The 25,270-nt window shown below is 53.3% G+C and carries 27 protein-coding genes, 3 tRNA genes and 1 pseudogene; 13 read left to right on the forward strand and 18 right to left on the reverse strand.

Translation table 11 applies throughout. From position 1 onward, the window contains the following. The first annotated feature begins 229 nt into the window (after positions 1-229). Positions 230-658, forward strand: coding sequence for a universal stress protein UspC (uspC, locus tag RY075_RS14275; RefSeq protein WP_003859692.1), 429 nt, complete (start codon positions 230-232; stop codon positions 656-658). A gap of 15 nt (positions 659-673) precedes the next feature. On the opposite strand, the gene otsA is transcribed toward uspC, so the two are convergent. The 6 genes from otsA to RY075_RS14305 all read right to left on the reverse strand — a co-directional run bounded on the left by otsA (position 674) and on the right by RY075_RS14305 (position 7,474). Continuing rightward, a complete protein-coding gene (otsA, locus tag RY075_RS14280; RefSeq protein ID WP_338627803.1) occupies positions 674-2,098 on the reverse strand; it encodes an alpha,alpha-trehalose-phosphate synthase in 1,425 nt (474 codons plus the stop codon). Further along, positions 2,073-2,876, reverse strand: a complete 804-nt coding sequence (gene otsB / locus RY075_RS14285; RefSeq protein WP_045347106.1) for a trehalose-phosphatase — start codon at positions 2,874-2,876, stop codon at positions 2,073-2,075. Before otsB ends, otsA begins: the two co-directional genes overlap by 26 nt. 153 nt (positions 2,877-3,029) lie before the next feature. Next, positions 3,030-4,010, reverse strand: coding sequence for an arabinose ABC transporter permease AraH (gene araH / locus RY075_RS14290; RefSeq protein WP_003859689.1), 981 nt, complete (start codon positions 4,008-4,010; stop codon positions 3,030-3,032). A gap of 14 nt (positions 4,011-4,024) precedes the next feature. Continuing rightward, complete coding sequence (gene araG / locus RY075_RS14295) at positions 4,025-5,539, reverse strand: L-arabinose ABC transporter ATP-binding protein AraG (RefSeq protein ID WP_003859688.1); 1,515 nt, start codon at positions 5,537-5,539, stop codon at positions 4,025-4,027. Positions 5,540-5,610: 71 nt separating this feature from the next. Then, on the reverse strand, positions 5,611-6,600 hold the full coding sequence (araF, locus tag RY075_RS14300; RefSeq protein ID WP_003859687.1) for an arabinose ABC transporter substrate-binding protein AraF: 990 nt from the start codon (positions 6,598-6,600) through the stop codon (positions 5,611-5,613). Positions 6,601-6,916: 316 nt separating this feature from the next. Further along, positions 6,917-7,474: a DJ-1/PfpI family protein gene (locus RY075_RS14305; protein ID WP_023314363.1), complete on the reverse strand. Its 558-nt coding sequence runs from the start codon at positions 7,472-7,474 to the stop codon at positions 6,917-6,919. A gap of 502 nt (positions 7,475-7,976) precedes the next feature. Between RY075_RS14305 and RY075_RS14310 the strand changes: the two genes are divergently transcribed. After that, positions 7,977-8,480 (forward strand): non-heme ferritin-like protein, encoded by a 504-nt coding sequence (locus tag RY075_RS14310; RefSeq protein WP_302378078.1) that lies wholly within the window; start codon positions 7,977-7,979, stop codon positions 8,478-8,480. Positions 8,481-8,621: 141 nt separating this feature from the next. Then, positions 8,622-9,965, forward strand: a complete 1,344-nt coding sequence (locus RY075_RS14315) for an anaerobic C4-dicarboxylate transporter (protein ID WP_045896088.1) — start codon at positions 8,622-8,624, stop codon at positions 9,963-9,965. Positions 9,966-10,045: 80 nt separating this feature from the next. Here RY075_RS14315 and RY075_RS14320 read toward each other — a convergent pair whose 3' ends face one another. Both RY075_RS14320 and azuC read right to left on the reverse strand, forming a co-directional pair. Beyond that, positions 10,046-10,297 (reverse strand): DUF2766 family protein, encoded by a 252-nt coding sequence (locus RY075_RS14320; RefSeq protein WP_003859683.1) that lies wholly within the window; start codon positions 10,295-10,297, stop codon positions 10,046-10,048. 106 nt (positions 10,298-10,403) lie between these two features. Then, positions 10,404-10,487: a stress response protein AzuC gene (azuC, locus tag RY075_RS14325; protein ID WP_003859682.1), complete on the reverse strand. Its 84-nt coding sequence runs from the start codon at positions 10,485-10,487 to the stop codon at positions 10,404-10,406. Between the two features lie 214 nt (positions 10,488-10,701). Here azuC and RY075_RS14330 point away from each other — a divergent pair, with 214 nt between their 5' ends. Further along, the gene (locus RY075_RS14330) at positions 10,702-12,120 is read left to right on the forward strand and encodes an MFS transporter (RefSeq protein ID WP_109948689.1); all 1,419 of its coding nucleotides are present in this window, start codon (positions 10,702-10,704) and stop codon (positions 12,118-12,120) included. Between the two features lie 43 nt (positions 12,121-12,163). Here the strand turns inward: RY075_RS14330 and RY075_RS14335 are convergent. Further along, positions 12,164-12,801: pseudogene (locus RY075_RS14335) on the reverse strand (RpiB/LacA/LacB family sugar-phosphate isomerase). 245 nt (positions 12,802-13,046) lie between these two features. Here RY075_RS14335 and yecR point away from each other — a divergent pair. Then, a complete protein-coding gene (yecR, locus tag RY075_RS14340) occupies positions 13,047-13,385 on the forward strand; it encodes a YecR family lipoprotein (protein ID WP_003859678.1) in 339 nt (112 codons plus the stop codon). 200 nt (positions 13,386-13,585) lie between these two features. Further along, the gene (gene ftnA / locus RY075_RS14345; protein ID WP_003859676.1) at positions 13,586-14,083 is read left to right on the forward strand and encodes a non-heme ferritin; all 498 of its coding nucleotides are present in this window, start codon (positions 13,586-13,588) and stop codon (positions 14,081-14,083) included. Positions 14,084-14,119: 36 nt separating this feature from the next. Here the strand turns inward: ftnA and RY075_RS14350 are convergent, their stop codons facing one another. Beyond that, positions 14,120-14,356 carry a YecH family metal-binding protein gene (locus RY075_RS14350; protein WP_003859673.1) on the reverse strand — a complete coding sequence of 79 codons (237 nt, stop codon included), beginning with the start codon at positions 14,354-14,356 and terminating at the stop codon, positions 14,120-14,122. Between the two features lie 191 nt (positions 14,357-14,547). Between RY075_RS14350 and tyrP the strand changes: the two genes are divergently transcribed. Next, entirely contained in the window at positions 14,548-15,759 is a 1,212-nt protein-coding gene (gene tyrP / locus RY075_RS14355; RefSeq protein WP_302378079.1) for a tyrosine transporter TyrP, read from the forward strand. Between the two features lie 28 nt (positions 15,760-15,787). Here tyrP and RY075_RS14360 read toward each other — a convergent pair whose 3' ends face one another. Next, positions 15,788-16,456, reverse strand: coding sequence for a YecA family protein (locus RY075_RS14360; RefSeq protein ID WP_003859671.1), 669 nt, complete (start codon positions 16,454-16,456; stop codon positions 15,788-15,790). Positions 16,457-16,867: 411 nt separating this feature from the next. Between RY075_RS14360 and RY075_RS14365 the strand changes: the two genes are divergently transcribed. From RY075_RS14365 to RY075_RS14390, 6 genes are all read left to right on the forward strand, one after another. Further along, on the forward strand, positions 16,868-17,989 hold the full coding sequence (locus RY075_RS14365; RefSeq protein ID WP_338627804.1) for a branched-chain amino acid ABC transporter substrate-binding protein: 1,122 nt from the start codon (positions 16,868-16,870) through the stop codon (positions 17,987-17,989). Positions 17,990-18,056: 67 nt separating this feature from the next. After that, a complete protein-coding gene (locus tag RY075_RS14370; RefSeq protein WP_003859667.1) occupies positions 18,057-18,971 on the forward strand; it encodes a branched-chain amino acid ABC transporter permease in 915 nt (304 codons plus the stop codon). A gap of 11 nt (positions 18,972-18,982) precedes the next feature. Further along, positions 18,983-20,257 (forward strand): high-affinity branched-chain amino acid ABC transporter permease LivM, encoded by a 1,275-nt coding sequence (gene livM / locus RY075_RS14375; protein ID WP_252063055.1) that lies wholly within the window; start codon positions 18,983-18,985, stop codon positions 20,255-20,257. Continuing rightward, a complete protein-coding gene (locus tag RY075_RS14380; RefSeq protein ID WP_023324897.1) occupies positions 20,254-21,129 on the forward strand; it encodes an ATP-binding cassette domain-containing protein in 876 nt (291 codons plus the stop codon). The genes livM and RY075_RS14380 overlap by 4 nt, the downstream gene beginning before the upstream one ends. Further along, entirely contained in the window at positions 21,126-21,842 is a 717-nt protein-coding gene (locus RY075_RS14385) for an ABC transporter ATP-binding protein (protein ID WP_017384431.1), read from the forward strand. The genes RY075_RS14380 and RY075_RS14385 overlap by 4 nt, the downstream gene beginning before the upstream one ends. A 163-nt stretch (positions 21,843-22,005) precedes the next feature. After that, entirely contained in the window at positions 22,006-22,476 is a 471-nt protein-coding gene (locus tag RY075_RS14390; protein ID WP_023314369.1) for a hypothetical protein, read from the forward strand. Positions 22,477-22,481: 5 nt separating this feature from the next. Here the strand turns inward: RY075_RS14390 and RY075_RS14395 are convergent, their stop codons facing one another. The 7 genes from RY075_RS14395 to pgsA form a co-directional block, all read right to left on the reverse strand. Then, a complete protein-coding gene (locus RY075_RS14395) occupies positions 22,482-23,408 on the reverse strand; it encodes a LysR substrate-binding domain-containing protein (RefSeq protein ID WP_022651459.1) in 927 nt (308 codons plus the stop codon). Between the two features lie 29 nt (positions 23,409-23,437). Further along, the gene (locus RY075_RS14400; RefSeq protein ID WP_045337573.1) at positions 23,438-23,761 is read right to left on the reverse strand and encodes a hypothetical protein; all 324 of its coding nucleotides are present in this window, start codon (positions 23,759-23,761) and stop codon (positions 23,438-23,440) included. Positions 23,762-23,763: 2 nt separating this feature from the next. Beyond that, positions 23,764-23,916, reverse strand: coding sequence for a hypothetical protein (locus RY075_RS14405; protein ID WP_156172560.1), 153 nt, complete (start codon positions 23,914-23,916; stop codon positions 23,764-23,766). Positions 23,917-24,208: 292 nt separating this feature from the next. Continuing rightward, positions 24,209-24,295, reverse strand: a tRNA-Leu gene (locus RY075_RS14410). 11 nt (positions 24,296-24,306) lie between these two features. Beyond that, positions 24,307-24,380, reverse strand: a tRNA-Cys gene (locus tag RY075_RS14415). Positions 24,381-24,431: 51 nt separating this feature from the next. Further along, positions 24,432-24,507, reverse strand: a tRNA-Gly gene (locus RY075_RS14420). Between the two features lie 163 nt (positions 24,508-24,670). Next, on the reverse strand, positions 24,671-25,219 hold the full coding sequence (pgsA, locus tag RY075_RS14425) for a CDP-diacylglycerol--glycerol-3-phosphate 3-phosphatidyltransferase (RefSeq protein ID WP_058648038.1): 549 nt from the start codon (positions 25,217-25,219) through the stop codon (positions 24,671-24,673). Positions 25,220-25,270: the final 51 nt, after the last annotated feature.

Genomic DNA, 25,270 nt, shown 5'->3' on the forward strand with positions numbered 1-25,270 from the left:
TTGACGATCGGTTAACGCGATTTAACAGCACGGAAGGCTAAATGTGTGATTTACGTTAAGTTGTTAATTACTTTCATTTAGCGCCGCCATTTCGTTATTCTTCTTATAAGAATAATTAATGAATAATTATGATAAGGTTCACACTATTGTCGCATGTACCTCTTGCAGAAGCGGCAGATTCGCGGTAAAGCTTGAGAAACGTGTCATTCTGACATAAAAGGAGTGTGTGATGAGTTACTCCCATCTTCTTGTTTCTGTTGCGGTTTCCCCAGAAAGTCATCAACTCGTCGCCCGTGCCGTTTCCATTGCCCGCCCGAACAACGCCCGCATAAGTCTGATCACCTTGGCAGCTGAACCCGAAATGTATAACCAACTGGCAGCGCCTATGCTGGAAGATATTCGTGAGGTTCTTCAGGAAGAAACGCAGCAATTTCTGCGCGAGCTGGTTGAGCGGGCAAACTATCCTGTCCATCAGACGGTGATTGCCACCGGGGAATTAAGTGAACATATTCTCGACATTTGTCGGAAACAGAATATTGATTTGGTCATTTGCGGAAATCATAACCAGAGCTTTTTTTCCCGGGCGGCATGCTCGGCAAAATCCATCGTTTCGTCAAGCCAGGTGGATGTCCTGCTGGTGCCTCTCGGGGGCAATTAATGCCCCCGAAGGAAATCAGGCGAGTTTAGGGAAGGTCGCGATCTTTTTTTGCAGATCACCTTCCTGACTTTGCGGCTGGATCGCGCGTAAATCGTCAATAAAACGCGCCTGCCAGCGGTTGATATCATTCTTGACGATGGTCTCCATCATTTCCGAATGACGTGAAATGCGTTCCGCAAGCGGCATTGTTAACGCGCGATTCAGGGCATTTGCCACGTCATCGCGATCGTAAGGGTTCACAACCAGCGCTGAGGTTAACTCGTTTGCCGCACCGGCAAATTGGGACAGCACCAGCACGCCCGGGTCAGCAGGATCTTGTGCTGCGACATACTCTTTTGCCACCAGATTCATCCCGTCGCGCAGCGGCGTGACCAGCCCGACGTCCGCATAGCGGAACACTTTCATCAGGATTTTGCGCTCAAAATGCTGATTCAGATAGAAAAGTGGAGTCCAGCCGAGCTGGCCATAGCGCCCGTTGATGCGCCCTGCTTCGGTCTCAAGCTGGTGACGAATATCCTGGTAGGCCTGAACCTCACCGCGCGAGGTCGGCGCTATCTGGGTGTAGCGGATCTTGCCATGATGCTGCGGGAATTTATCCAGCAGGGTTTCATAGGCGAGGAATCGCTCCGGCAACCCTTTGGAATAATCCAGTCGTTCAACCGAAAAGATATTCTTAACGTGCTTGAGTTCGTCCTTGAGCTGGGCAAGCTTCGGCGGCAGCGGACCGGAGGCCTGCTCGGCAATTTCGTCTGGCTCAATACCGATCGGGTAGACTTCGGTATGGAAATTTCGTCCCCACGCGGTATGAGATTTACCGCCGTGAGTGACCAGCCGGGTTTTGCCCGACACGCTGTCGAGGAAGGCCAGCTTGTCATTTTCCGTCTGGAAACCGAGCAGGTCGTAATCTGACAGCGCCTCCAGGATCTCCTCGTGCTGCGGCAGCGCCGTAAAGATCTCCGGGGTCGGGAACGGTATATGCAGGAAGAAACCGATTCGGTTATTCACACCCCGTTTCCGCAACTCCCTGGCGAAGGGCAGCAGATGATAATCGTGGATCCATAAGATATCGTCTTCTTCGATCAGCGGCAGTAGTTTATCTGCCAGCAGCGCGTTGACGCGCATGTAGCCTTCATAGGATTCACGCTGGAATTTCACCAGATCCAGACGATAGTGAAACGCTGGCCACAGCACGGCGTTTGAGAACTCGGAATAATATTCATCATAGTCCTTCTCGCTAAGGGCGAAGGAGGCCCACGTGATATTGCCCCGTGACACCTTTTTTAGCGGTTTCTCTTCATTACTGATTTCCCCGCTCCAGCCAAACCAGAGACCCCCCGCGGCTTTGAGGGCACCTAATACCCCGACCGCCAGGCCACCGGCACTGGCTTTTTTATCATCCGGCGGTGCGATGCGATTAGAGACGACGACTAAGCGACCCATAATGATTTCTCCCGTTGTTTTGCGCTATTTGTTGTTGTTGCTGGTTAGCGACGTCAGATATCCACTGCCAGACGCTGGCGACATTTTCCAGCCGCCATCCGGCAATGGTTTCACCAGATCCAACCTTGACAGACATGCCCTGGGCCTGGTTTACCACCCTGAACCCGGCCTCGTCGGTCAGGTCATCCCCAAAAAAGACTGGCGTACGCCCTTTGAACGGCGCTTCCGCCATAAACGCTGCAATGGCAGCGCCTTTGTTAATTCCTGCCGGTTTAATCTCGACCACACATTTACCCGGCTGTAACGCCAGCTCCGGATGGGCTTCGGCCACGCTTCTTGCTATCGAAAATATCGCCGCCTCATGATGGGGCGCCTGACGGTAGTGCAGCGCAAAAGCCATGCCTTTGGCTTCCAGTTCCGTACCGGGAAGCATTTCCAGAGCCGAAGAGAGTTGCGCATGCAGCGTCTGAATCAGCGTGTCGGGGAGTGAAACTATATGCAGTTGATCATGGATATCGCGGCGCTCCGCTCCGTGCACACCGGCCAGCGGAAAGTGATAAGGACTGGCGAGCACGTCCAGCTCGGCCATTGAGCGCCCTGAAATCAATGCCAGTGCCCCCTCGTTCTGTCGGGAGAGCTGCTGCAAATTCTCTAACACCGTGTCCGGTACAACAACGTCATCCGGATGCGGTTCAATCCCGGCGAGCGTCCCGTCGAGGTCAAAAAAGAAAGCAAATTTTCCGGGCAATACAGGCGGTGCGGTTAACAAGTCAGCCACCCTAATCCTCCTTACAGTGAACAAAACAGCCATGTAAGTATAGACAGTGTGACGGTGCTCGCCATTTAGCAACCGGCCCGTCAACAAAACTGGCGGGCCGGTCAGGGGGTCAACTATGGTTAATAGTTGAGCAGGTTAGTGGCTAAAAATAAATCAGACGGTACGCTTCGCTTTTTGCTTGTAACGGTCGAAGATCACCGCTGCCAGCAGGATCAGGCCGCGTACGACGTACTGAGAGAACGGAGAAATATTGAGCAGGTTCATGGCGTTCTCTACGGTCCCCAGAATCAGGATCCCCGCCACCACATATGAGATTTTTCCGATGCCGCCCTTGAGGGAAACGCCCCCCAAAACGCAGGCTGAGATAACGATCAGCTCATAACCAATGGAGGTCATAGGCTGGCCGCTGGTCATGCGCGACGCCAGAATAATCCCCGCCGCCGCCGATACCAGCCCGGAAAGCACGAAGATAATGATCTTGGTCCGTACGACCGGGACACCCGCCAGACGCGCCGCCTCTTCATTGCCGCCAATCGCCAGGGTATTTCGGCCAAAGGTGGTGCGGTTGAGCAGGAAACCGAACAGGATCAAACAGCCTACCGTCAGCCAGATTGGCGCAGGCAGCCCCAGCCAGTTGGCATAGCCCAGAGTGAAGAAACGCTCGTCTTCGATCCCGACCGCTTTGCCGTCGGAGATGATATAGGCCAGACCGCGCACGATTTGCATGGTCGCCAGCGTCGTAATCAGGGCGTTAATCTTCAGGCGCGCAATGACAAACCCGTTCACCAGGCCGCTCAACACGCCGAGCAGCAGCCCGGCCAGCACGCCGATCCACAGGCTTTCGGTCATGTTGATCACCACGGCAGTGGTGACGCCTGCACAGGCAATCACCGAGGCGACCGACAGGTCAAAATCACCGGAGGCCAGGCAGAACAGCATTCCGCAGGCCACCATGCCGGACATGGAGATAGCCAGCCCCAGCCCCTTCATATTGATGAACGTGGCGAAGTTCGGCACAAAAATCGCGCAGGCGACGAAGAGGGCAGCAAAGACCACCAGCATGCCGTACTGGTCCCAGATGCGGCCAAAACTGAAAGCCGACTTCGGCGCTCCGGATGTAGTAACAGAGGACATCATTGACTCCTTACTCAGGCGACAGCCTGGCTAACTTTAGGCATGGCGAGACTCAACGCCTGTTGTTCATTCGCCTGTTCATGCAGCAATTCACCGGCAATTTCGCCTTCACGCATCACTACAATGCGGTCGGCGACGCCCAGCACCTCGGGCAGATCGCTGGAGGCGAACAGGACCGCCACACCACGTTTTGCCAGTTCATAGATGACGTTATAGATTTCGTGTTTCGCCCCCACGTCAATACCGCGCGTTGGTTCATCCAGCAAAATGACCTTCATATCTTCCGATAGCCAGCGCCCCAGAATGGCTTTTTGCTGGTTACCGCCGGACAGGTTCATGATCAGCTGTTCAGCGCCGGGGGTTTTAATGTTCAGCGAACGGATATGGTGATCCGCGTTGCTCGCCTCCCAGCCGTCGTTAATCAGACATCCCGCGCGGATAAACTTGCGCCGGGCAGAGATGTTGATGTTGTCGCGCACCGAGTGCACCGGAATAATGCCCTCTGCCTTTCGATCCTCCGGGCAGAGCATAATCCCCGCGTTAATCGCCTGCGCAGGCTTCTGAATATCGACCTTTTTCCCGTCGACGAAAACCTGGCCCTGGGTTATGCGCGTCCCGCCAAACAGCCCTTTCATCAGCTCGCTGCGCCCTGCCCCCACAAGGCCAAACAGCCCGACGATTTCGCCGCTGCGCACCGAGAGTGAAATGGGCGTGCGCACGCCTGGGGCTTTGACGTTATCCAGACGCAGACGCTCCGGGCCATACTCGCGCGGTTTCCAGTGGTAAATGTCCCCCAGATCGCGTCCGACCATCGCCTGCACCAGCTGATCGTGATTAACCTGCTGCATATCGGTGAAGGTGCGCACGTAGCGTCCATCTTTAAACACGGTGATGGCATCGCTTAAGGCAAAAATCTCTTCCATACGGTGAGAAACGTACAGAATGATGCGGCCCTCTTTGCGCAGCTCGCGGATCACGCGAAAGAGATTTTCTATTTCACGCGCCGAGAGCGAGCTGGTTGGCTCATCGAAGGCGATAATTTTGGCGTTACGCGCCAGCGCTTTGGCAATTTCCACCATCTGCCACTGGCCGATGGAGAGATACTTAAGGGGCGTTTGCGGATCGACATCCAGCCCAAGGTGCTTGAGCTGCAAGCCCGCTTCATAATTGAGCAGCGAGCGGTTGACCACGCCGCTTTTATGCGGAAGCTGGCCCAGATAGATGTTCTCCGCCACGGTCATTTCAGGAATGAGATGCAGCTCCTGATAGATGATGGCGACGCCCGCATTTAACGCTGCCGTGGTGTCGGCAAAGGCCACCTCTTCGCCGCGAATAGCCAGCGTGCCGGTGGTGGGCGTGTAGTTGCCGCTGAGAATTTTTAGCAGCGTGGATTTTCCCGCGCCATTCTCCCCCATCAGGGCGTGAACCTGGCCGGCATAGCAGTCGAAGCTGATATCGGTCAGCGCGTTTACACCGGGGAACGTTTTACCGATGCCGCGGAAAGAGAGATACGGATCAGACTGTTGCATAACGACTCCGTGATTCCTGTAGTGTGTACGTCTGGCCCCTCACGGTGAGGGAGGGGCGCAATCACAGCGTATTACTTACCGCCCAGTCCTTTTTTCGCCAGCTCCTCTTTGAAGTTATCGCGGGTGATCAGCACCACATCGGTCACTTCAGTGAATTTCGGCGGTTCAGCCCCTTTGGTCACCCAGTTGTAGAGCATTTCGCTGGATTTATAGCCGTGGACATCCGGGCTTGGCAGCAGTGAGCCATAGAAGCCGGTCGCCTGCGCTTTAGACAGTTCGCTCACGGCGTCAACGCCGTTAATGCCGATCCCGATCACGTCCGGTGCTTTAAAGCCCTGGCCTTCCGTTGCACGCACGCCGCCCAGTACGGTGTTGTCGTTCATCCCCACCACCAGCCAGTGCTTCACTTCCGGATGCTGGACGAGCATGGAGTTTGCCGCATCAAAGGCGCCCGGAATATCGTTGGATTTGGTCGGGACTTTGTAGATCTGTTTTTCCGGGAAGCCAGCCGCTTTCAGGGCGTCCATGGACCCGGTGGTACGACGACGGGCGGTGTCCAGCTCGTCTGCGGTAATCGCCATCACGGCAGTCTCTTTGACATCCCAGCCGCGTTTTTGCATCTCTTTATAGAGCTCCTGGCCCTGACGCTCACCGATTTTAGTGGCCGCCATCATTACCAGCGGAACGGTATCCATCGGTTTGCCTTTGGCATTCACGAACTGATCGTCCACCGCAATCACTTTCATGTCGTAACCGCGCGCTTTCGCGGCAATCGCTGACCCCAGTTTTGGATCCGGCGTACAGATAACGAAACCTTTCGCACCGCTGGCCGCCAGGCTATCAATGGCGTTCAACGTTTTCTCACCGTCAGGTACGGCGATTTTAATTACCTCAAATCCCAAATCTTTTCCGGCTTTATCAGCAAATTTCCATTCGGTCTGGAACCACGGTTCTTCAGGCTGTTTAACCAGAAAACCGAGCTTTAAATTTTCAGCGATAGCGGATTGTGACATAACGGCAGCCAGGCCGATGGCCGCCAGCGCTTTAGTAAATTTGTGCATGGTAAACTCCAGCTTAAGCATTCTTATCTGTAGGGAATAATGGCGAACAACTTATTTAATCAGACTTAAAACAAGGCATTAGCGCTTACCTTGTTATAAGCGTTATTGCTGGAGATAGTTTTAGCGGGAAATTAATCATCCATAAGAGAGCGACATCACACCGCAGAATTACAGTAATTGCGTACATAAATTCAGCGAAAAATGACATAAAAAAGGACGTAATTGTCCTACAAATGGAAAGGAGTTAAGCAGGATTATCCATAAGATCAGCTAAGAAATCCCTGTAAGCCGGACGCCTTAGCGTCCGGCAGAAAATTTACCAGCGGTAATAGATGTGTTCAGCATGATCGCGCACGGGGGCGTCGACACCCAACAAACGAGCAGAGAGCGTCAGCGCAAAGTCAAAAGCGTGCCCCAGCCCCTTGCCGCTGATGAGGTTATTATCCTCCACGACCGGCGCATCTACATATACTCCATCATCAACGCTCTGCCACAGATCGCCGGAACAGACGTAGCGGCGCCCCTTCAGTAGCCCGTTACCGCCCAGCACCCGCGCGGCCGCAGAGCAGATCGGGCAGATAAGTTTGCCGTGCTCGTCATGCGCGGAAACAAAGCGGATCACCTCCTGGTTAGCAGCAAGATTGACGCTCCCCTGCGGCCCACCGGGCAACACGACCGCGTCATACAGCCTATTAATGCGCTCCGTTAACGTACTGTCAGCCACCATGGGGATATTATGGTAACTCACTACCGCACGGGACTCCGCGCAGGCCAGCGTCTCCACCTCAATCTGTAAACGCCGCAGAATATCAATAGTGATAATTGCTTCTGCTTCTTCAAAACCAGGTGCCAGCAGCACCGCAACGTTAGCCATCATAAACCTCAAATAATGAAACAATGTAAAACATCGTTTCATTTTCTCGCGTTATCAGATCACAATCTTGCGCCGCGATCACAGAACCGTATATTGAGTGAAAATTGATTTAGCTCAAATTTGCTACGACAGGATATATTTGCAAATATTATTTCTGATTTATCACTTTTACAGAATTTCCCGCCAAAGAACGTTTCCTGAAACGATAAAAATGAGCAAAATTGATTTCACACCCTTTTAAATCAACATGTTATATAATTATCAATCTCGTAACCTTCTTTCTATTCTGGGCTATATTTAAATTTGTAATCTATGGTAAACACAGCCTAATTAAGAGTTTTCTTAAGTCGAAGAGAAGCGTATGCTTATTTAAATCGAACACAGGAAGTGAATTTTCGAGTTTTTACCTTGCAGAAATCTATTTCTGCCATTCAATCGTCAATACCTGCCGGGTCAGGTTAAGTAGCGGACATCAAGTCCCACAGTCAATAAGGATATGAGAATGACTACCCAAACGATGATGCAAAAACTGAATGCCCAGATGAACCTGGAGTTTTATGCTTCAAATCTGCATCTGCATTTGAGCGCGTGGTGTTCCAGAAAAAGCCTCAACGGCACTGCCACCTTCTTTCGTACTCAGGCGCAAAGTAACGTCACGCACATGATGCGTGTCTTTAACTTTTTGAAAGCTGTCGGGGCAAACCCTACCGTCAAAGAGCTTGAAACGATTGAAGATAATTACACTTCTCTGGAAGAACTGTTCCAGAAAACGCTCGAAGAGTACGAGCAACGCTGTGCGAAGCTGAGCAAACTGGCTGATGAAGCCAAAGCGCAACGGGACATCATTACCCTCACGTTTTTACGCGATATAGACAGAGAGCAGCAGCAGGATGGCATGCTGCTGAAGACGCTCGCAGATGAAATCCGCAACGCGAAACGTGCGGGGATTTGTCTGGAGCAGACGGACCGCCATCTTCTCGACATAGCTACCGTGCAACACCACTAAGTCCCTTCACCCGCTCCCGTCAGGGGGTGGATACCAACTCCCTGCTTTTGCTGACATTTAACAAATCAGATCTTGCTCCCAATGAATAACCACACATCGTGTAATGATTTGTTTAATTACATTCATTGACGAGGGAGCATCATGATCACCATTGAGTTTATTGTCATTATCCTCTGCCTGCTGATAGGCACCCGCTTCGGCGGGATGGGCCTGGGGCTGATAAGCGGTATCGGCCTGTTTATTTTAAGTTTTGTCTTTGGTCTGCAACCCGGTAAACCACCGGTTGACGTGATGCTCACAATCCTCGCCGTCATCGGCTGTGCGGCCACGCTACAGACGGCCGGTGGCCTGAATGTAATGATGCAATTCGCAGAGCGCCTGCTGCGTAAACATCCCCAGCACATCACCCTTCTCGCACCGTTTACCACCTGGATGTTGACCTTCCTCTGCGGGACCGGTCACGTCGTCTACACCATGTTTCCCATTATCGCGGATATCGCCCTGAAAAAAGGCATTCGCCCGGAACGGCCGATGGCGGTGGCCTCGGTGGCCTCTCAGATGGCGATCACCGCCTCCCCCGTTTCCGTGGCCGTCGTTTCGCTGGTCTCGATTCTGGGTGCGCAGCACGGCATCGGTCACGCGTGGGGGATCCTCGAAATCCTCGCCGTTTCCGTACCGGCCTCACTGTCTGGCGTTGCCATTGCGGCACTGTGGAGCCTGCGCCGGGGGAAAAACCTCGCAGACGATACTGAATTTCAGGAAAAGCTGAAAGATCCGAAACAGCGGGAGTTTATCTATGGAGGAACGGAGACGTTGATGGATCAGCGTTTCCCGAAACAGGCCTACTGGTCAACGTGGATCTTCTTCGCCGGGATTGCCGTTGTGGTCCTGCTGGGTGCGCTGCCCGAGCTGCGTCCGGCGTTTGAGATCAAAGGCAAAATGACAGCCCTGTCGATGAACCTTGTCATTCAAATGATGATGCTGATCGCCGGGGCCATCATGCTGATGACCTGCAAGGTAAATGCGTCGGCCATTTCAAACGGGGCGGTATTTAAGGCGGGGATGGTCGCGATTTTCTCGGTGTTTGGCGTGGCGTGGATGAGCGATACCTTTTTTCAGGCGCATCTCGACGAGCTAAAAATGGCGCTGGAGGGGGTGGTGAAGAGTCATCCCTGGACGTATGCCATCGTGCTGTTCCTGGTATCAAAACTGGTCAACAGCCAGGCTGCGGCCTTGACCGCGGTCGCCCCGATGGGGTTGATGCTGGGCATCGAGCCGAAAATGCTGGTGGCCTTCTTCCCGGCATCCTACGGCTACTTTGTGCTGCCGACCTATCCGAGCGATCTGGCCTGTATCGGATTCGATCGCTCCGGTACCACCCGCATCGGTAAATTCATCATCAACCACAGCTTTATTCTGCCGGGGCTGATTGGCGTCAGCTGTGCCTGCGTGGTGAGCTATCTGCTGGTGCAGACGTTCTTCTGATCCTTCTGCGGGCGACAGGCTTTGTCGCCCTTCGACGTAAAAGCAGAAAAGGGTTTCTAATTTTAAAACATCGGTTTATTTTAGTGTGACTCACCCTGCGGTGTGAAGCGGAGTTCAATCAGCGCAATCGCTTTCTGGATCGCGCGGAGCGTAACCGGGTCCGCCGCAGCAGGATGGTTGGTGAAATCGATGTTTTTCAGTTGGGTCGACATCTTTTCGCGTACCTCAACCGGCGCGATAACGTCAATCACATCAAGGATTTGTTTGATAACCAGCTGGCAGGCGACGACGTCAGATACCAGTTCCTGATCGGCGCTCAGGTTTTGTGACATGGGGTTCTCCTTATTCAAAGGCCGCCATAGTAGCAAAACAGACGCCCTTCCATCTCCCTCTCGTCGTCCGCAGACATAAAAAAACCTGCCGAAGCAGGTTTTTTTATCAGAACATCGCACCCGGTGGGACGTCTTTAAACGTTGTGCAGTAGTTTGCCCACATGCTTTTCAGGATTTTGCGCAGTTTCATTATGTTGCTCCAGTAACGTGTTATGCAGGTGTTATTGTCAATACGCTTATAATATGACCACCATCACAAAAATCAACCATTTTGTGATCTACATCACGGTTATTAAACCCTCAGTGCTGCTGGTTTGTTAAAAAAAGCCATGATAAATCTGCACGTTACAGTCTTATAAATTCCAGTAAATGTTTATAAAATTTTTTGAGCTGGCAGGAAGAGAATGAGTGAAAACGTATCCGGCAAAGAGAGCCGTGGATTATCGCCTGCGGCGCTGCTGGTAGCCGGTGCTTTCTTTATGGAATTTCTGGACGGGACGGTGATTGCCACCGCGCTGCCGGACATGGCAAAAAGCTTCGGTGTACAGGCCGTGGATCTGAATATCGGCATCAGCGCCTACCTGATCACCCTGGCCGTGCTGATCCCCGCCAGCGGCTGGATCGCCGACCGCTTCGGCGCGCGAAAAGTGTTTGCCCTCGCGCTGGCGATCTTCACGCTGGCCTCGGTATTGTGCGGCCTGTCCACCACGCTCGATCAGTTCGTCGCGATGCGCGTCCTTCAGGGCATGGGTGGCGCGCTGATGGTGCCCGTGGGTCGCCTGGCCGTGCTACGCACCACGCCAAAACATCAGCTCATCACGGCAATCGCCACCCTGACGTGGCCTGCGCTGGTCGCGCCGATCATCGGCCCGCCGCTGGGTGGGTTCATTACCAGCTATGCCGACTGGCGCTGGATCTTCTTTATTAACGTGCCGCTGGGGATAATCGCCATTTTGCTGGCACTGCGCATCATTCCAGACCTGCATGAAGATACGCGCCGACCGTTTGATTTACCGGGTTTTGTTGTCACCACCCTTGCCATGGTGAGCCTGGTTTATGCGATGGAGTTGATGGGCGCAGAGCCTCTGCGAACAGGATTAACCGCCACGCTGTTTATCGTCGGTATCGTCGCGTTAAGTCTGGCACTGCGTCACTTTAAGCGGACAACCTGGCCGATGATCAGACTCGATGCGATGCAGGTGCCGACGTTTCGCGTCACCCTGTATGGCGGATCGCTGTTTCGCGCCTCCATCAGCGCGGTTCCGTTCCTGTTACCGCTGATGTTCCAGGTCGGCTTTGGCATGGACGCGTTCCATTCGGGCCTGCTGGTGCTGGCGGTTTTCGTTGGCAATCTCACCATTAAACCGGCGACGACGCCGCTTATCCGCAGCCTGGGGTTTAAGCGGCTGTTGCTGATTAACGGTGCGTTGAATGTCCTGGCGTTGCTGGCCTGCGCGTTTCTGACGCCGCAGACGCCCGCGTGGCTCGTCATGCTGATCCTCTATCTGGGCGGCGTTTTCCGTTCGATTCAGTTTACAGCCATCAGTACGCTGGCTTTTGCGGATGTGCCATCGGTGCAGATGAGCTATGCCAATACTCTGTTTTCAACCGCAACGCAGCTTGCCGTGGGGCTTGGGATCACGCTCGGGGCGATTGGTATTCGTATCGGGGAAAAAGTCAGTGAGGCGATGGGGATTGCCGGCATGCCGGGAATGAGCTTCCGGCTGGCATTTGTGGCGATCGCACTAATCTGCCTGGTGGGAATGGTTGACACGCTGCGTCTGACCAAAGATGCAGGCAGCGCGGTCTCATCGAAAAAGTAACGCTATCTGCCGGGCAGGCAACGCACCGCCCGGCAAAACGGAATCAGCCAACAATACCGCGCACGAAGGCTTCGATCTCTTTGTCCTGGCAGTTCTCGAAGAAGCACTGCTGGAAGCGCTGGCCTGAGACGGCGGTTTTAACCAGCTCAGGATCGATTGCTCGCAGGGTATCCAGATAGTTTTCTTTCACCACCGCCGCTTTCACCTGGTTCAGGATCCCGGCGTTACGCACCTGCGGCTCTTTACGCTCTGGTGGATAACCTTCGCCATTGCGTCCGGTAAACGCTTTCTCAAAGATAAAGCGTACGTTCAGTTCTGCCCCCCAGCCGAAGCCCTTTGCAAAAGGCAGAGAAAGCGCGTTACCGTTGTTGATTTGCGCAAACAGGAAGGCATCCGCAGGATCGATGCAGTAACCGCAAATCACACCCGGATGGATGTTCAGGGACATCAACGCGCCCTGCCCGGTACCGCAGCCGGTGACAACAAAATCGACAGCTTTAGCGTTAAGCAGAATGCTCGCCATGATGCCCAGGTGAATATAGGTGAGATGATGATCGTTCTCATCACTCATACCGACGTTATAGACCGGGAAACCTTTCTCATCAGCAACGGCTTTCAGCTCATTAAGATGATGGGATTTTTAGCGGCCTGGCTGTTTTCCATCATCAGTGCAATTTTCATCTTGTCTCTCCTGAATGCATGGCGGGCGATCCCGCTGTGGATACTTTTTCCACTTAACCTTACTATCAAACAAACACACTTTCAAATTAAGTGAAAACTTGTTTTAAAAAACAAAGATGCGCTCACAATTTCGCGCGGTGGCCCGGCTCGTTGCACAGTGAGAGGGCAGATCCTCCGGCTATTCCGGCCATTGCGTCACATCGCGTTGGTTACAATGGCGTATTTCCCGTCACGCAGAGTGAACCATGAAACGTATAATCATAGCCGGAACGATCCTGTTGCTCGCTGGGTGCAGTATCAACCGTCAGGCAGAAATCAGCAGTACGGATGCCCCAAACGGAATTGTGCGCCTCGACTATGGCCAGGCCATGCTGCAAAACGCCTGGTCTGATGAGTATGTTAATAACGGTACGGCAACCAAAGCCTGTCAACATATGGGCTACGCCACCGCGTCAGCCTACGGGCAGCCAATTAAAACCTGCACCCTGATCAGCGGTTCACTCTGTCTGAACGAAAGTGTGACCATTCAGTATAAATGTCAGGGATATGCTGTTACCTCTTCCAGCCAGAATCCGTGGTATTAACCGCTACTGCCAGTCACGCTGGCAGTTTATTTAATAAGAACTAAAACAATTCTCATTAATAAATATAAATATCGGCAATGCGTTTTATTCCCATTCGTATTTTTAATAAAGAAATATTTATTTTACTTTTTGCAAATAATTAAATAACAAATTATAGTGTCGCTCATCGTGAACCAGAATTAATAAACCGGAGCTGCACCATGTTAAAAACTGAAATGATCGACAAGCTCAATGCGCAAATGAATCTTGAGCTTTTTTCTTCCCTGCTTTATCAGCAGATGAGCGCCTGGTGCAGCTATCACAGCTTTGAAGGAGCGGCCGCCTTCCTGCGTCGTCATGCCCAGGAAGAGATGACGCACATGCAGCGTCTGTTTGATTACCTGACGGACACCGGCAGCCTGCCGCGTATTGATAACGTGGCATCCCCTTTTGCCGAATACGGCTCTCTTGATGAACTGTTCCGCGCCACCTATGAGCACGAACAGCTGATCACCCAGAAAATTAATGAACTGGCTCATGCCGCCATGACCAGCCAGGATTATCCAACCTTTAATTTTCTTCAGTGGTATGTGGCTGAACAGCACGAAGAAGAGAAGCTGTTTAAATCCGTGCTGGATAAATTATCTCTGGCAGGTAAATCCGGGGAAGGTCTGTACTTCATTGATAAAGAGCTGTCGACGCTCGACACGCAGAATTAACAGAAAAGCGGTGCTGAGTTTTCAGCACCGCTTTATTTAATGACGACAAATTTTACTTTCGTGAGTGGAAAATCCGTCTGCTGCCGGAATGAATTTTCCGCGCGCCGCCAGAAACGCCACCAGCTCCGCGGCCGTCATCTCTGAAGCTGAACAGGTATGGAAACGCGCCGCTTCGCCAAAGCGGGCATGTATCGCCTCAACCAGACTCTCCTCCGTATACCGCTCACCTGACTCAATCATCATATTCAGCACGTCGTGTCCGTGAATTGACATGGTTACCTCTCGTAAATAAAAAGCAGACTAAACGCTCCCTCCACGGCACGCTTTGCGCTGGCTCAGGTTACCCTTTTCTTTTTGTAAATTAATTTTTACACCCTATGTAACGGTGATTTGACGAGACCGGGCTTTTCCCTTACTCTGCGCCGCAGAATGAGTCGCGGTATGGAAGCGTTGTAGAGGAAAGCGTGAAGAACAGAACTCTGGGAAGTATTTTTATCGTCGCCGGAACGACAATTGGCGCAGGAATGTTGGCCATGCCGTTGGCTGCCGCTGGCGTCGGGTTTGGGGTTACCGTAGTGCTGCTGGGCGGTCTGTGGGCCCTGATGTGTTACACCGCGCTATTATTGCTGGAGGTTTATCAGCATGTCCCTGCCGATACTGGCTTAGGCTCCCTGGCTGCACGCTATCTTGGACGCTACGGGCAGTGGATCACCGGTTTCAGCATGATGTTCCTGATGTACGCCCTGACTGCCGCTTACATCAGCGGCGCCGGGGAGCTGATTGCGTCAAGTATCAATGACGGCTTCGGTACGTCGCTTTCACCGGAAACAGGCGCCATTGTCTTTACGCTGATCGGTGGCGGCGTGGTTTGCGCGGGCACATCGCTGGTCGATCTGTTTAACCGTTTTTTGTTCAGCGCCAAAATTCTTTTCCTTGTTGTGATGCTGGTGCTGCTGGCACCGCATGTTCACAAGATTAACCTGCTCTCCCTCCCGCTGGAGAAAGGTCTGGCGCTTTCGGCCATCCCGGTTATTTTCACCTCCTTCGGTTTTCACGGCAGCGTACCGAGCATCGTGAGCTATATGAACGGTGATATTCGCAAGCTACGCCGCGTCTTTGTTATCGGCAGCGCCATTCCGTTGATTGCTTACCTGTTCTGGCAGCTGGTAACGCTGGGCAGTATTGATTCCAATACTTTTATCGGCCTGATGGCAGAGCATTCTGGTCTGAATGGATTCCTGGTTGCCCTGCGTAACGTGGTGGCCTCTTCACACGTGGAGCTGGCGGTACATCTGTTTGCAGACCTGGCGCTGGCAACCTCCTTCCTCGGCGTGGCGCTTGGCCTGTTTGACTATATGGCGGATCTGTTCCAGCGGCGCAATACCGTTGCGGGACGCTTACAGACGGGGGCGATGACCTTCCTGCCGCCGCTGGCCTTCGCGCTCTTTTACCCGCGCGGGTTTGTGATGGCGCTGGGGTATGCCGGCGTGGCGTTATCGGTACTGGCCCTGCTGCTGCCTTCCCTGCTGGCGTGGAAGAGCCGCCAGCAACATCCGCAGCAGGGGTATCGCGTGGCGGGCGGTACGCCAATGCTGTGCGTGGTGTTTGGGTGCGGCGTGGCGATTATTCTGGTGCAGATTTTGATTGCAGCGGGGATGCTGCCGGAAGTGGGGTAAAAAAAGGGGCTATGAATAGCCCCTTTTTTCAGTGAAGGCAGCAGCTTTTAAACTTCTTCCCACTCCCGCACGGGCACGGGTCGTTACGCCCCACCTTCGACCCGTTCACGATCGGCTTTTTCGCTTCCGGCTGCTGCGGGTTAGCCACCCAGTAGTTATACAAGCGCAGCGCCGCAGGCTGAATGCTCTCGATGCTGGCCATATACTCCTCTTCGGTCAGCGCATCCAGCTTCTCGCTGTTCTCTTCCGTCCCGTGCAGGGCAATCACCGCCAGGTCCGCTTCCAGCGCTTCCGGCAGGGATGACCAGTCCGTCAGCGCCACGCCGCGCATGTAGCCATAGCACCACTCTTCCACCACGGTATAGCTCTGACCGTCAACGTCGTTATAGCCAAACAGCGGTTCAAACTGATCCGGGTATTCGCTCAAACGCTCGGCAATATCGTTCATGTGCTTAAAGCAGAGATCGATAAAACGGTTCATCTCACGATCGTTTTTCCAGCGAGGAATATATTTCTCACCACCCCAGACCGCCACCAGCCAGGTGTCGGGCTCCACCACAACGGGACCGGAAAGTACTGCGGTAAGCATGCCGTCCAGTTCGGACACGTCAATCACGGATGCATCGTCGTGACCGTAAGAGATTAATGTCTCTTCCAGCCACGCCATCTCGCTTTCATTTAATGGGCCTTCAGCCATTGCTGATACTCCTGATAAAAAAAACGATCCTGACATATATCGCCGCGCGTGCCTATCTGAAGTTTAGGTCTTTATTGCTGCAAAAACGTGCAAATCGTGACCGTTGCACAACTTATGGGCTTTGTTGTTAAGGAGATGTGATCTCCGCTGTAAATTCATATCATCCCGCAAAGGCGCATAAAACGGCGCTCTATACTCAACGTGTTGTGACCCGGTCAAGGGATTAACCATTCTGGCAACCTTTTTGCTTAATGTTCTGCGCGCTTCGCGGTGCGTGGGATCCTCGCCGTATTAAGCATGAGATTGCTTCTAAAGTGCATTTTGTTCTCGCTCTTGTTTTTGGATTTACGATGCCATCAGGCGTTCGGGTTTATACCTGGTGCAAAAACCTCTTTGCTAAGGAACATAATAATGTCGCTGAAATTTACCAAAACTCCCCTCTCCCTGGTGCTGGCCGGTTGTCTGGTGACGGCCTTTTCCGCGCAGGCCGATATCGTCATCGGCGTGGCCGGGCCGTTCACAGGCCCGAACGCAACCTACGGCGATCAATACTGGCATGGCGCTACGCAGGCGGCGGAAGACATTAACGCCGCCGGCGGGATCAACGTTGAGAAAATCAAACTGGTTCAGGGCGACGACGCCTGCGAGCCCAAACAGGCCGTCGCCGTTGCCAACCGCTTAGTCGATCAGGATAAGGTGAAAGCGGTCGTCGGCCACTTCTGCTCTTCGTCGACCATGCCCGCCTCCGAGGTCTATAGCGATGCCGGGATCCTCTCCATCACTCCCGGCTCAACGAACCCACTGATTACCGAACGTGGCATGAGCGACATATTTCGCATGTGCGGACGTGACGACCAGCAGGGCCAGGTCGCCAGCGATTTTATTCTTGATAAGCTGAAAGCCAAACGGGTGGTCATCATCCACGATAAAGACACCTACGGTCAGGGGCTGGCGGATGCCACTAAAGCGGCGCTTGCGAAACGCGGCGTTAAGGAGGTGATGTACGAAGGGTTGTCCCGCGGGGAGAAAGACTTTAACGCGCTGGTGACCAAAATCGGCGCACAAAAACCGGACGTGGTGTTCTTCGGGGGCTGTCACCCGGAAGCGGGCCCGCTGGTTCGCCAGATGCGTGAACAGGGCGTGCAGGCGAAGTTCTTCTCGGGAGACTGTATCGTCAATGAAGAGATGGTCACCGCCGCCGGTGGGGCACAGTACACCAACGGTATTTACATGACCTTCGGTAAAGATCCGCGCCTGATCCCGGACGGAAAAGCCGTCATCGAGAAATTCCGCACCGGTAAATTTGAACCTGAAGGGTACACCCTCTACGCCTACGCGTCTGTGCAGGCTATCGCGGCGGCATTCAAGGCCACGAAAGGGACGGATTCCGCAAAAGCCAGCGAGTGGCTGAAGACCAACCCTGTCGACACGGTGATGGGTAAAAAAGCCTGGGACAGCAAAGGTGACCTCAAAGTCTCTGACTACGTGGTCTACCAGTGGGATGACAAAGGCAAATATAAAGAAGTGCCATAACGGGACGGAATCTGCTCAGCGCCGGCAGGTCTGACTGTCGGCGTAACCCTTATTCAGGTGCGCGACCATGAGTACATTCTTTCTGCAACAATTAATTAATGGCTTAACGCTGGGGTCGGTCTACGGTCTTATCGCCATCGGCTACACCATGGTGTACGGCATCATCGGTATGATCAATTTCGCCCACGGCGAAGTGTATATGATCTCCGCCTATCTCTCGGCCATTGGCCTGGCCCTGCTGGCGTTTTTTGGACTCCACTCCTTTCCGCTGCTGATCCTGGGGACGCTGGTTTTCACCATCGTGGTCACTGGCGTTTATGGCTGGACGATTGAGCGCATCGCCTATAAGCCGCTACGCAACTCGACGCGTCTGGCGCCGCTGATTTCGGCCATCGGGATGTCGTTGATACTGCAAAACTACGTCCAGCTCAGCCAGGGCCCGCGCCAGCAGGGCGTGCCCACCATGCTTGATGGCGTGCTGCGTTTTCACCTTGGCGAAGGGTTTGTCCAGATAACCTATACCAAAGTCTTTATCCTCATCGCCTCGTTCGCGGGCATGCTGGTGCTGACCTGGATTATCAACCGTACCCGCTTAGGACGCATGTGCCGTGCGGTACAGCAGGATCGTAAGATGGCCTCCATCCTGGGTATCAACACCGACAGAATAATTTCGCTGGTGTTTGTTATCGGCGCAGCCATGGCCGGGCTGGCGGGCGTGCTGATCACCATGAATTACGGCACCTTTGATTTTTACGTCGGGTTTGTTATCGGCATCAAGGCCTTTACGGCGGCGGTGCTGGGCGGCATCGGCTCTTTGCCCGGTGCGATGCTTGGCGGGCTGATTCTGGGCGTTGCAGAAGCGCAATTCTCCGGGATGGTGAACTCGGATTATAAAGACGTGTTCTCGTTTGGATTGCTGGTCTTAATTCTGATCTTCCGTCCTCAGGGGCTGCTGGGCCGCCCTGTCGTGGCTAAAGTGTAAGGAACAACGCGATGACCTCTGACGGTTTTTCCCTGAAGCGCTGCATTCTGGACGCAATTTTTTCCGGAATGATCGCCCTGATTATTTTCGGCCCGATTGCGGGTGTGATACTGGATGGTTACAGCTTTACCTTTGACGGCCAGCGGCTGGCATGGATTGTTGGCACGGTGATGGTGGGACGTTTTTTGCTGAGCGCCTTTTCAGCTACGGCGGCCGGAAGACGTTTACAGACGCGGTTTGAATCCGACAATGCGGGCGTGTATGTCCGGCCGCCGGCGTATAAAAGCCGCATGCGCTGGATCATTCCGCTGATTGTCACGCTGGCGATCTGCTTCCCGTTTGTAGCAACGAAATACCTTCTGACGGTTGCCATTCTCGGACTGATCTACGTCCTGCTCGGTCTTGGGCTGAACATTGTTGTTGGCCTGGCAGGGCTGCTGGATCTGGGTTATGTCGCCTTCTATGCCATCGGCGCTTACGGGCTGGCGCTCGGGTATCAGTATCTGGGGCTTGGGTTCTGGAGCATGCTGCCGCTGGCGGCGCTAATGGCCGCGGGCGCAGGCGCCCTGCTTGGCTTTCCGGTGTTGCGCATGCACGGGGATTATCTCGCCATCGTCACGCTCGGGTTTGGCGAGATCATCCGCCTGGTGCTGAACAACTGGCTCACCTTCACCGGCGGGCCTAACGGCGTTTCAGCCCCTGCCCCGACCTTTTTTGGCCTTGAGTTTGGCCGACGCGCCAAAGAAGGCGGCGTCCCCTTCCACGAGTTCTTCGGCCTGACCTATAACCCCAACTTGAAGTTTATCTTCATCTATGCGGTGCTGTTCCTGGTAGTCATGCTGGTGCTGTACATTAAACACCGGCTGACCCGAATGCCCATTGGACGGGCGTGGGAAGCGCTCCGTGAGGATGAGATTGCCTGCCGTTCCATGGGGCTGAATCACGTTCTGGTCAAACTCTCGGCCTTCACCCTGGGCGCATCGACGGCAGGTATCGCCGGAGTGTTTTTTGCCACCTACCAGGGGTTTGTTAACCCGACCTCTTTCACCTTTTTTGAATCGGCCCTGATCCTCGCCATTGTGGTCCTGGGCGGGATGGGCTCCACCGTCGGCGTCGTACTGGCCGCCTTTGTGCTGACCGTCACGCCGGAACTGCTGCGCAGCTTTGCGGAATACCGGGTGCTGCTGTTTGGCATGCTGATGGTGGTGATGATGATCTGGCGTCCTCGCGGTCTGATCCGCATCAACCGCAGCGGATTTACCGTGCGTAAAGGAGTGGCGCCATGAACGCAACGATTTTACGTGTAGAACATCTGATGATGCACTTCGGCGGGATCAAGGCCTTAAACGACGTCAATCTTGAGGTGCTGCGCGGCTCCATTACCGCACTCATTGGGCCTAACGGCGCAGGAAAAACGACCGTCTTTAACTGCCTGACCGGTTTCTACAGGGCCTCCGGCGGCAACATTCTGTTCAATGCACGAAATAAAACCACCAATGTCATTCAGGTGCTCGGCCAGAAATTCCAGCCGGGCGACTGGCTCAACCCGGCGCAGCTTGGTCAACGCCTGTTCTATAAAATGTTTGGCGGCACGCATCTGGTGAACCGCGCGGGTCTTGCGCGCACGTTTCAGAACATCCGCCTGTTCCGCGAGATGTCCGTTGTGGAAAACCTGCTGGTGGCACAGCACATGCGCGTCAACCGCAATCTGCTGGCGGGGGTGCTGAACACCCCTGCGTATCGTCGGGCAGAAAACGATGCGCTGGACCGGGCGTTTTACTGGCTGGAGGTGGTGGATCTGGTGGATTGCGCGAACCGTCTGGCCGGGGAAATGTCCTATGGTCAGCAACGACGCCTCGAAATCGCCCGCGCCATGTGTACCGGCCCGGAGATGATTTGTCTCGATGAACCTGCTGCCGGCCTGAACCCGGTGGAGACGCACAAGCTGAGTGAGATCATCCGGTTCCTGCGCGACCACCATGACATCACGGTTTTGCTGATCGAGCATGATATGGGGATGGTGATGGGCATTTCAGATGACATCATTGTGCTCGATCATGGCGATGTGATTGCCAGAGGTAAACCGGCTGAGATCCAGCACAATGAAAAAGTGATTGCCGCGTATCTGGGCACCGACGAAAGCGAGGTAAATCTGTGAGCGAACCGATGCTTCAGTTTCAGGATGTGGATGTTTTCTACGGGGTGATCCAGGCGTTGAAGCAGGTTTCGCTTGAGGTTAACAAAGGGGAAACCGTGGCCCTGATTGGCGCTAACGGCGCGGGGAAGTCAACATTACTGATGTCTGTCTTTGGTCAGCCCCGGATCCGCAACGGGCAGATCCTCTTCTGCGGCGAGGATATCAGCCACAAATCTACCCACTATGTTGCCACCGGCGGCATCGCGCAGGCACCTGAGGGACGACGCATTTTCCCGGATATGTCTGTAGAAGAGAACCTGCTGATGGGGACAATCCCCGTCGGCAATCAGCATGCAGCGGAAGATATGCAAAGCATGTTCGACCTCTTCCCTCGCCTCAAAGAGCGACGTAACCAGCGGGCGATGACGCTTTCAGGCGGTGAACAGCAAATGCTGGCTATCGCCCGCGCGCTGATGAGCCGTCCTAAACTTCTGCTGCTGGATGAACCCAGCCTCGGCCTCGCGCCAATCGTGGTTAAACAGATCTTCCAGACGCTGCGCGAACTGGCCCGTAACGGAATGACGATTTTTCTGGTCGAGCAGAATGCGCACCACGCGCTGAAGTTGTCCGACCGCGGCTATGTGATGGTTAACGGCCAGATTCGGTTAAGCGGCAGCGGCGAGGCGTTGCTGAAGGATCCGGAGGTGAGGAAGGCGTACCTGGGTGGAGTGTGAAACGAAAAGGCTATAGTGAGAAAAACTCACAGTGATTGCCATTATTAATCGTTTTTCTGATGCGACCGCATTCAAATATCATCTTCACGACCCGCCTTTGCGCGGGTCGATAAAACGTTCAGCCGCAAACTGAATAATAATGATAAGAGGATCCGGGGCAAATATGACACTTGATGCGTTATATCAGTTATTGAAAACTGTATTACCACCTGACACCGATTCAGCCGATGATTTACAGGATTTTATGGCCATGCTTATGGCGACGAAACATCACTCTGAGGCTCTGTCACCGTTTGCGCAGCGCGTATACATGCTATCCGTTGCCCATCGCGACCCTAAGCAAGCGGCTGCGCTGATTTCAGCCTGTCATCCTGAAGCAGGAAAGCCCCTTCCGCTGCTCGACTTCTCCGGCTGGCCGGACGTGCGTTACGCCACGTCGGGTGAATTACAGACGCCCGAGACTGAAGAATATTTTCACAGAATTTCGTCTGCCGCCACGCTATTACGCGCGGCAATCATTGACGCTGAGCAACAGAAAAACACGCCAGCATTTTATATTCTGGATAAGGTACTCAGCCTGAACAGCGCTTTGCCAGAACGTTATAAAAAGATGGCAAACATATCTTATTCATAACGGTATTAATAAACCCGACTGTCATCGTATTCCAGATAATCGATATCCAGCGCCGGAACGACCGGGGTATGGTTTTGCAGCCAGGCCAGAAGATGCTGAATGCTCTCTCTTTTGAGTGAATTTTTTGGCCAGACGAGGTAGTAGCCATCCCCTGTCGCAATAGCTTCCCTGAACGGCAGGCCCAGCAGGCCGCTTTTCAGGGCATCAAGCGTGAGATGCAGGTCGGCGATAGCGATGCCGTGCCCGTTCATCGCGGCAATACTTCCCTGTTCAAGGGTATCGAACACCATACCGCTGCTCATATCGAGCCCCGGGAACAATCCTGTTCTTCGCAGCCAGCGCCGCCAGTCACGTCTGTCGGGTGAAGGATGGATCAAATCACATTGCGGAAGCCGTTGCCGGGCCGGTTCGATAAGTGATGGAGTACAAACCGGGATAAGCCATTCATGAAAAAGCAGCTGACTTTCCGTTGTGTCACCAAAACGGCCATTACCAAGAAGGATGGCGCAGTCGTAGGGCTCAAGATTGAAATCAACGGTATCAATGTCCATCCAGACGCTGGCAATCTCAACCTGTGGTTTTGCATGGTTGTTGCGAAAAGATCGCAGCACGTCGAGAAGCCATCTCATGGTCAGGGTGCTGGGTGCTTTTAACCGCAGCAGGTGGTTTTCACTGCGAAATGCCCGGCAGGCCCATTCAATGCTCGTGAAGCTCTCGTTCAGCTGTCCGGCAAGCACTCGCCCGGCTTCAGTGACCTCCACGCGAGGACCTTGCCTTTTGAAAAGCTCGCAGTCGAACCACAGTTCAAGGGTACGAACATGTCTGCTGACCGCACCCGGCGTAATATTGAGCGTTTCAGCGGCTTTACTGAAGGAGTTCAACCGCGCAGCAACTTCAAACGCACGCAGTGCATACAATGGCGGTAAAGACATAACGTCCCTTAAATGAAAATTTCATTATGCTAAAACTTGTTCCGGGGCAACGCCAGCAAGTAAATTATGGAGAAAAACAATGATCCCCAATATACCGAGTCATATCGATAGGGGTCAAAATCGATATGCAAAAAGCTGCGGACAAACTCGTAGCCATTAGCAAAGATGTTTATCTGAACGGCTGCAACAGCAATTACAAACACCAGATATGCGATAAATAGCGGGTATTTATGCAGCCTGTTAACTTTTAGTTTCCCGAGATAAAGCAAGAAAAAAATTGCAACAGATACAACAAAATAGACGATGGCAGGCCAAACGGGTGGATGAAGCGAAAATTCTAATTCTTGTGACATAATCAATTCTCATTAGATATCTGGTACATCTGCCATCCCGTAATGCTCCCAGTGGTCAAATCCAGCGCCATTGCGGTTTTAGATGCCTCTTGCCAGCCGTAGTTCATATCCTGTACGTTCGAGAGCTTGTCGCCGGAGAACAATGTTTTGATCATTTGTTGATACCCTTGCCCAGCCTATTTGCAAGCTCTTCCACTTTTACTAAGGAAAATCCAAATGAAGTTATCTGCGAAGCTGCCGCAGGGCAATCGATGAAACGGAGATATAAGAATTTACGCGATAAGGAAACGCCCTCGACGCATAATGATCGAAAAATTATGGTTGTGCATGGGTCAGGCACGAAAAATAAGATTTGTTGTCAGGAAGGGGGAATTGCAGGCACAAAAAAACCACCTTTCGGTGGTTTCACGACACTGCTTATTGCTTTGATTATTCTGCGTTTTCCCATGGTAGCCGGAGTGGGACTTGAACCCACACAGCGCGAACGCCGAGGGATTTTAAATCCCTTGTGTCTACCGATTCCACCATCCGGCCAGGGAAGAAAGTGGAGGCGCGTTCCGGAGTCGAACCGGACTAGACGGATTTGCAATCCGCTACATAACCGCTTTGCTAACGCGCCTTAAATCTGTTGTCTTTCGACCTGCACCCGCAAACTGCCGATGCTTTAATCTGGAGCGGGAAACGAGACTCGAACTCGCGACCCCGACCTTGGCAAGGTCGTGCTCTACCAACTGAGCTATTCCCGCATGTCATCAAGTAACTATTTAACGACTTCCTAACCACTTGATTTCATTATCGTCCGGCTAACTGTGCCGCCGTTCGATGCGTTGCATTCTACTGATATGACGTTATGAGTCAACGTTATTTTTTGCATCTCAGGATCGTTTGCTGAAAATTAAGCCGAAACGATCACTGTTCAAGCAAATCACCGCGCGCAGCGTTCAAATATTGCAGCATTGACCACAGCGTCAGCACCGCCGCAACCCACAGCAGACCAATGCCAGCCCACTCTACCCAGGCATTCGGACGCCACAGCATCCACACCAGCGCCGCCATCTGCGCAGTGGTTTTAACTTTACCGATCCAGGACACCGCCACGCTGCTGCGTTTACCCAGCTCCGCCATCCACTCGCGCAGGGCAGAGATAATAATCTCACGTCCAATCATGGTCGCGGCAGGCAGCGTCACCCACCAGGTATGATAATGTTCCGCCACCAGCACCATCGCGATTGCTACCATCACCTTATCCGCAACCGGATCGAGGAACGCGCCAAAGCGGGTGCTCTGGTTCCAGCGACGCGCCAGATAACCGTCAAACCAGTCCGTCACGGCAGCGATCAGGAAAATAAGCGCACAGGCAAAAGGCGCCCAGACGACCGGCAGGTAAAATGCCAGGACGAAGAACGGAATGAGCACAACGCGAAAGATAGTGAGCAACGTAGGGATATTAAATCGCATGATGACGGTAACTGTCTGTTGTCAGTAAAATTTAGCTCTATGTTGCTACAG

The organism is Enterobacter sp. JJBC (genome assembly GCF_036936505.1).
GTDB lineage: Bacteria > Pseudomonadota > Gammaproteobacteria > Enterobacterales > Enterobacteriaceae > Enterobacter > Enterobacter hormaechei_C.

Coding starts and splice junctions, on each gene's coding strand:
- uspC (WP_003859692.1), top strand. CDS start 230: ATGAGTTACTCCCATCTTCTTGTTTCTGTTGCGGTTTCCCCAGAAAGT.
- otsA (WP_338627803.1), bottom strand. CDS start 2,098: ATGGGTCGCTTAGTCGTCGTCTCTAATCGCATCGCACCGCCGGATGAT.
- araH (WP_003859689.1), bottom strand. CDS start 4,010: ATGTCCTCTGTTACTACATCCGGAGCGCCGAAGTCGGCTTTCAGTTTT.
- araG (WP_003859688.1), bottom strand. CDS start 5,539: ATGCAACAGTCTGATCCGTATCTCTCTTTCCGCGGCATCGGTAAAACG.
- araF (WP_003859687.1), bottom strand. CDS start 6,600: ATGCACAAATTTACTAAAGCGCTGGCGGCCATCGGCCTGGCTGCCGTT.
- RY075_RS14305 (WP_023314363.1), bottom strand. CDS start 7,474: ATGGCTAACGTTGCGGTGCTGCTGGCACCTGGTTTTGAAGAAGCAGAA.
- RY075_RS14310 (WP_302378078.1), top strand. CDS start 7,977: ATGACTACCCAAACGATGATGCAAAAACTGAATGCCCAGATGAACCTG.
- RY075_RS14315 (WP_045896088.1), top strand. CDS start 8,622: ATGATCACCATTGAGTTTATTGTCATTATCCTCTGCCTGCTGATAGGC.
- RY075_RS14320 (WP_003859683.1), bottom strand. CDS start 10,297: ATGTCACAAAACCTGAGCGCCGATCAGGAACTGGTATCTGACGTCGTC.
- azuC (WP_003859682.1), bottom strand. CDS start 10,487: ATGAAACTGCGCAAAATCCTGAAAAGCATGTGGGCAAACTACTGCACA.
- RY075_RS14330 (WP_109948689.1), top strand. CDS start 10,702: ATGAGTGAAAACGTATCCGGCAAAGAGAGCCGTGGATTATCGCCTGCG.
- yecR (WP_003859678.1), top strand. CDS start 13,047: ATGAAACGTATAATCATAGCCGGAACGATCCTGTTGCTCGCTGGGTGC.
- ftnA (WP_003859676.1), top strand. CDS start 13,586: ATGTTAAAAACTGAAATGATCGACAAGCTCAATGCGCAAATGAATCTT.
- RY075_RS14350 (WP_003859673.1), bottom strand. CDS start 14,356: ATGTCAATTCACGGACACGACGTGCTGAATATGATGATTGAGTCAGGT.
- RY075_RS14360 (WP_003859671.1), bottom strand. CDS start 16,456: ATGGCTGAAGGCCCATTAAATGAAAGCGAGATGGCGTGGCTGGAAGAG.
- RY075_RS14365 (WP_338627804.1), top strand. CDS start 16,868: ATGTCGCTGAAATTTACCAAAACTCCCCTCTCCCTGGTGCTGGCCGGT.
- RY075_RS14370 (WP_003859667.1), top strand. CDS start 18,057: ATGAGTACATTCTTTCTGCAACAATTAATTAATGGCTTAACGCTGGGG.
- livM (WP_252063055.1), top strand. CDS start 18,983: ATGACCTCTGACGGTTTTTCCCTGAAGCGCTGCATTCTGGACGCAATT.
- RY075_RS14380 (WP_023324897.1), top strand. CDS start 20,254: ATGAACGCAACGATTTTACGTGTAGAACATCTGATGATGCACTTCGGC.
- RY075_RS14390 (WP_023314369.1), top strand. CDS start 22,006: ATGACACTTGATGCGTTATATCAGTTATTGAAAACTGTATTACCACCT.
- RY075_RS14395 (WP_022651459.1), bottom strand. CDS start 23,408: ATGTCTTTACCGCCATTGTATGCACTGCGTGCGTTTGAAGTTGCTGCG.
- RY075_RS14400 (WP_045337573.1), bottom strand. CDS start 23,761: ATGTCACAAGAATTAGAATTTTCGCTTCATCCACCCGTTTGGCCTGCC.
- RY075_RS14405 (WP_156172560.1), bottom strand. CDS start 23,916: ATGATCAAAACATTGTTCTCCGGCGACAAGCTCTCGAACGTACAGGAT.
- pgsA (WP_058648038.1), bottom strand. CDS start 25,219: ATGCGATTTAATATCCCTACGTTGCTCACTATCTTTCGCGTTGTGCTC.